The organism is Mumia sp., from assembly GCF_028803055.1.
Taxonomy (GTDB): Bacteria; Actinomycetota; Actinomycetes; order Propionibacteriales; family Nocardioidaceae; genus Mumia.
In genome coordinates this window covers 1-3,760 of sequence record NZ_JARBCJ010000252.1, presented here as the reverse complement: position 1 = coordinate 3,760, position 3,760 = coordinate 1, and the positions used below count along the sequence as shown (strand labels likewise).

Genomic DNA, 3,760 nt, shown 5'->3' with positions numbered 1-3,760 from the left:
CGTCGTTGGCGACCGGGGGCTGGTTCACGGGGACCCTGATCGGGATCGCCCCGAAGACTCCGTCACCGTTCGGACCGGCGGGGTCGAGGTCGCACGCCAGCTTGACCGCTCCCTCGCCGCCGACCACCGTTCCGTCGGCCGTCAGCAGCGTCGCCGCGACGGTGAAGCGCGCCGGCATCCGGAGCGTCGCCGCCTCCGAGGCACCGGCCGGCACGGTGATCGCCGGGACATCACCCTCGGTCGGGATGATCCACGGCACGTTCGGCGACGTCGGGACATCGGTCTGTGGAGACACGAGGTTGCCGATCGGGACGACCAGAGGCTCGCTGACCCCCGGTGCCGTGATCGTGATGGCCGCATCTGTCGACTTGCCGCCCGCGGTCTTCGCCCGGAGCAGGCCGACGGTTTGGATGCGAAGTTCCTCCGGCATCGTCAGCGTGATCTGGGTCTTGCGCGGCGGGATGGTCTCGCCGGCCACGACGGAGTCGGGCACCTCAACGGCAGCACGGACCCCGACGTCCCACACACCGAGCCCCAGTCCGGCGGCGTCGACGTTGCACTTGTAGTTGTAGTCCTTCACCAGGTCGGTGTCCGCGGCGGCAGGACCTGCGGCCGCCAGCCCGAAGGCGCTGAGCGTGCCGGCGACGAGCGCGCCGGCCGTGAGCGATCCGACGACGCGGCGACCGCGTGCCGTGAGTCCGGTGGGTGGATCAGCCTGCTTCATCGTTCTCCCTCTCCAGACGCAGCACGATCCCGTGCCGCAGACGCAACTCAGTGTGACAGGGAGAGATACATCACACACCTTTTTTCAACGGCCTCGCCGCCGCGGCCGCCGCGCCGAGGTTTTCTCCTGCCACGTGACGCGACCGCAACCTCGACCGAATACCCTCGAAGAGTGACCGAGTCCGCACTGGTCCAGTGGGCCGACTATGACGCTGCCCTCTTCGATCTCGACGGGGTTCTGACCCCGACCGCCGAGGTCCACATGCGCGCCTGGGCAGCGCTGTTCAACGGCTACTTCGCCGAGCACGGGGTCACCCCGGCCTACACGGACGCGGACTACTTCGCCTACGTCGACGGCAAGCCGCGCTACGACGGGGTCCGTTCTCTCCTCGCCTCGCGCGGGGTGACCATCCCCGAGGGCGACCCGACCGACCCGCCGACGGCGGAGACTGTCTGCGGTCTCGGCAACCGCAAGAACGTCGAGCTCGAGCACGAGCTGGAGCGCGACGGCGTCCGCCCGTACCCCGGCTCCGTCGCCCTGCTCGACCACCTCGCCACGGTGCCGATCGGCCTGGCGGTCGTGTCCAGCTCGGCCAACGCTCCCAAGGTCCTGGCCGCCGCCGGGCTCGCCGACCGCTTCCCGGTGGTGGTCGACGGGGCCGTCGCCCGCGCACAGCAGCTGCCCGGCAAGCCCTCCGCCGACACGTTCGTCTACGCAGCCAAGGAGCTCGGGACCGACGCGAGCCGCTCGATCGTGATCGAGGATGCGGTCTCCGGGGTGCGTGCAGGTGCCGCCGGCGGCTTCGCACTCGTCATCGGCGTCGACCGCGGCGCCGGGCGCCAGGTTCTGACTGACGCCGGCGCCGACGTCGTCGTCGCCGACCTCGCCGAGCTCGTCCCAGGAGGTGCGGCATGAGTCCTGTGCCTCGCGACACGCCCCGCCCCGTCGTCGACTATCTCGACCGCCACCGGTGGCCCGTCCACGGATGGCGCCTCGTCGAGCGGTTCTTCACCGGCGAGGACCTGGGCCGTACGGAGACGCTCTTCGCGCTCGGCAACGGCTACCTCGGCATGCGCGGCAACGTCGAGGAGGGGCGCGAGTCGCACACGCAGGGCACGTTCATCAACGGCTTCCACGAGACGTGGAAGATCAACCACGCCGAGGAGGCGTTCGGCTTTGCACGCGTCGGGCAGACGATCGTCAACGCCCCCGACGTGAAGGTCATCCGGCTCTACGTCGACGACGAGCCGCTCCTGCTGCCGGTCGCCGACCTCATCGACTACGAGCGCTCGCTCGACTTCCGTACCGGGGTGCTGTGCCGCGAGATCGTGTGGCGCACCCCGGCCGGCAAGCGCGTCCGGATCAAGTCGCAGCGCATGGTGTCGTTCACCCAGCGCCACCTCGCGGTGATGACGTTCGAGGTCACGATGCTGGACGCGGCCGCTCCTGTGACGCTGTCGTCGCAGATCCTCAACCGGCAGGACGGTGGCGACGAGTACCACGTCCGCTCCGCCGCCATGGGTGAGGGCACCGACCCCCGCAAGGCCGAGCGCTTCGGCCGTCGGGTGCTGATCCCCGAGCTCCAGGACGCCGGCGACGACGACGCCCGCGTGATGCTCGGCTACCGCACCGCCGAGTCCGGTATGACCATCGCCGTCGCCACCGACCACACCATCGAGACGCGGGACCCGGTCGAACGCACGGTCCAGGTCACCGACGACATGGCCAAGGTGGTCTATCAGATCGATGCGCAGCCGGGCCGTACGATCCGGCTGACGAAGGTGGCGGCGTACCACACGTCACGCGGTGTCCCCGCCCGCGAGCTGGCCGACCGCTGCCGCCGGACCCTCGACCGGGTCGCCTCCGAGGGCGTGGGGAGGCAGTTCGCCGACCAGAAGTCGTGGCTCGACGACTACTGGTCGCGCGCCGACGCCACCATCGGAGGTCAGCCGTCGCTCCAGCAGGCGCTGCGGTGGAACCTCTTCCAGGTCGCGCAGGCCGCCGCCCGGGCCGAGGGTGCCGGCATCCCCGCCAAGGGGGTGACGGGCTCGGGCTACGGCGGCCACTACTTCTGGGACACCGAGGTCTATGTCCTCCCGTTCCTCACCTACGCCTATCCCCAGCTCGCGAGGGCGGCGCTGCGCTTCCGCTACAACATGCTCCCGGCCGCGCGCCGACGCGCCCGCGACCTGTCGCAACGAGGCGCGCTGTTCCCGTGGCGGACGATCAACGGCGAGGAGGCGTCGGCGTACTACGCAGCCGGCACCGCGCAGTACCACATCGACGCCGACATCTCGCACGCCCTGAGCCGCTACGTCGACGCCACCGGCGACACCGACTTCCTCATGCGCGAGGGGATCGACGTCCTGGTCGAGACCGCTCGTATGTGGGCCGACCTCGGCTTCTGGCGCAGTGAGGGACGCGGGTCGTTCCACATCCACGGCGTCACCGGTCCCGACGAGTACACGACCGTCGTCAACGACAACCTCTTCACCAACGTCATGGCGCGCCACAACCTCCGGCGGGCCGCGCGAGCCGCCCGCGAGCTGGAGAGCGCGTGGCCGCAGGCGTACTCGCGGATGGTGAAGCGCCTCAACCTCGACACCGACGAGGTCGAGGAGTGGGAGCGCGCCGGCGAGGCGATGGTGATCCCGTACGACGAGCACCTCGGCATCCACCCCCAGGACTCGCACTTCCTCGAGCGCGAGGTGTGGGACCTCCCGCACACGCCGGCCAACAAGCGACCACTCCTGCTGCACTACCACCCGCTGGTGATCTACCGGTTCCAGGTGCTCAAGCAGGCCGACGTCGTGCTGGCGCTGTATCTCCAGGGCGACCAGTTCACGACGGAGCAGAAGCGCCGGAACTTCGAGTACTACGACCCGATCACCACGGGCGACTCGACGCTCTCGGCCGTCGTGCAGGCGCTGATCGCGGCGGAGGTCGGCTACTCCGACCTCGCGCTCCGCTACTTCACCGAGGCGCTGTACGTCAATCTCGCCGACCTCCACGGCAACGCCTCCGACGGCGTCCACG

Annotated in this window: 3 protein-coding genes; 2 read left to right on the top strand and 1 reads right to left on the bottom strand. The window is 69.9% G+C overall.

Translation table 11 applies throughout. The features are described 5' to 3' along the window. Nucleotides 1-724: DUF6801 domain-containing protein (locus tag PV363_RS16570; RefSeq protein WP_301022922.1), on the bottom strand; the 724-nt coding region annotated here is incomplete at its 3' end. 171 nt (nt 725-895) lie between these two features. Between PV363_RS16570 and PV363_RS16565 the strand changes: the two genes are divergently transcribed. After that, on the top strand, nt 896-1,639 hold the full coding sequence (locus tag PV363_RS16565; RefSeq protein ID WP_301022921.1) for an HAD-IA family hydrolase: 744 nt from the start codon (nt 896-898) through the stop codon (nt 1,637-1,639). Then, the coding region (locus PV363_RS16560) for a glycoside hydrolase family 65 protein (RefSeq protein WP_301022920.1) at nt 1,636-3,760 on the top strand (2,125 nt) is incomplete at its 3' end. The genes PV363_RS16565 and PV363_RS16560, both read left to right, overlap by 4 nt.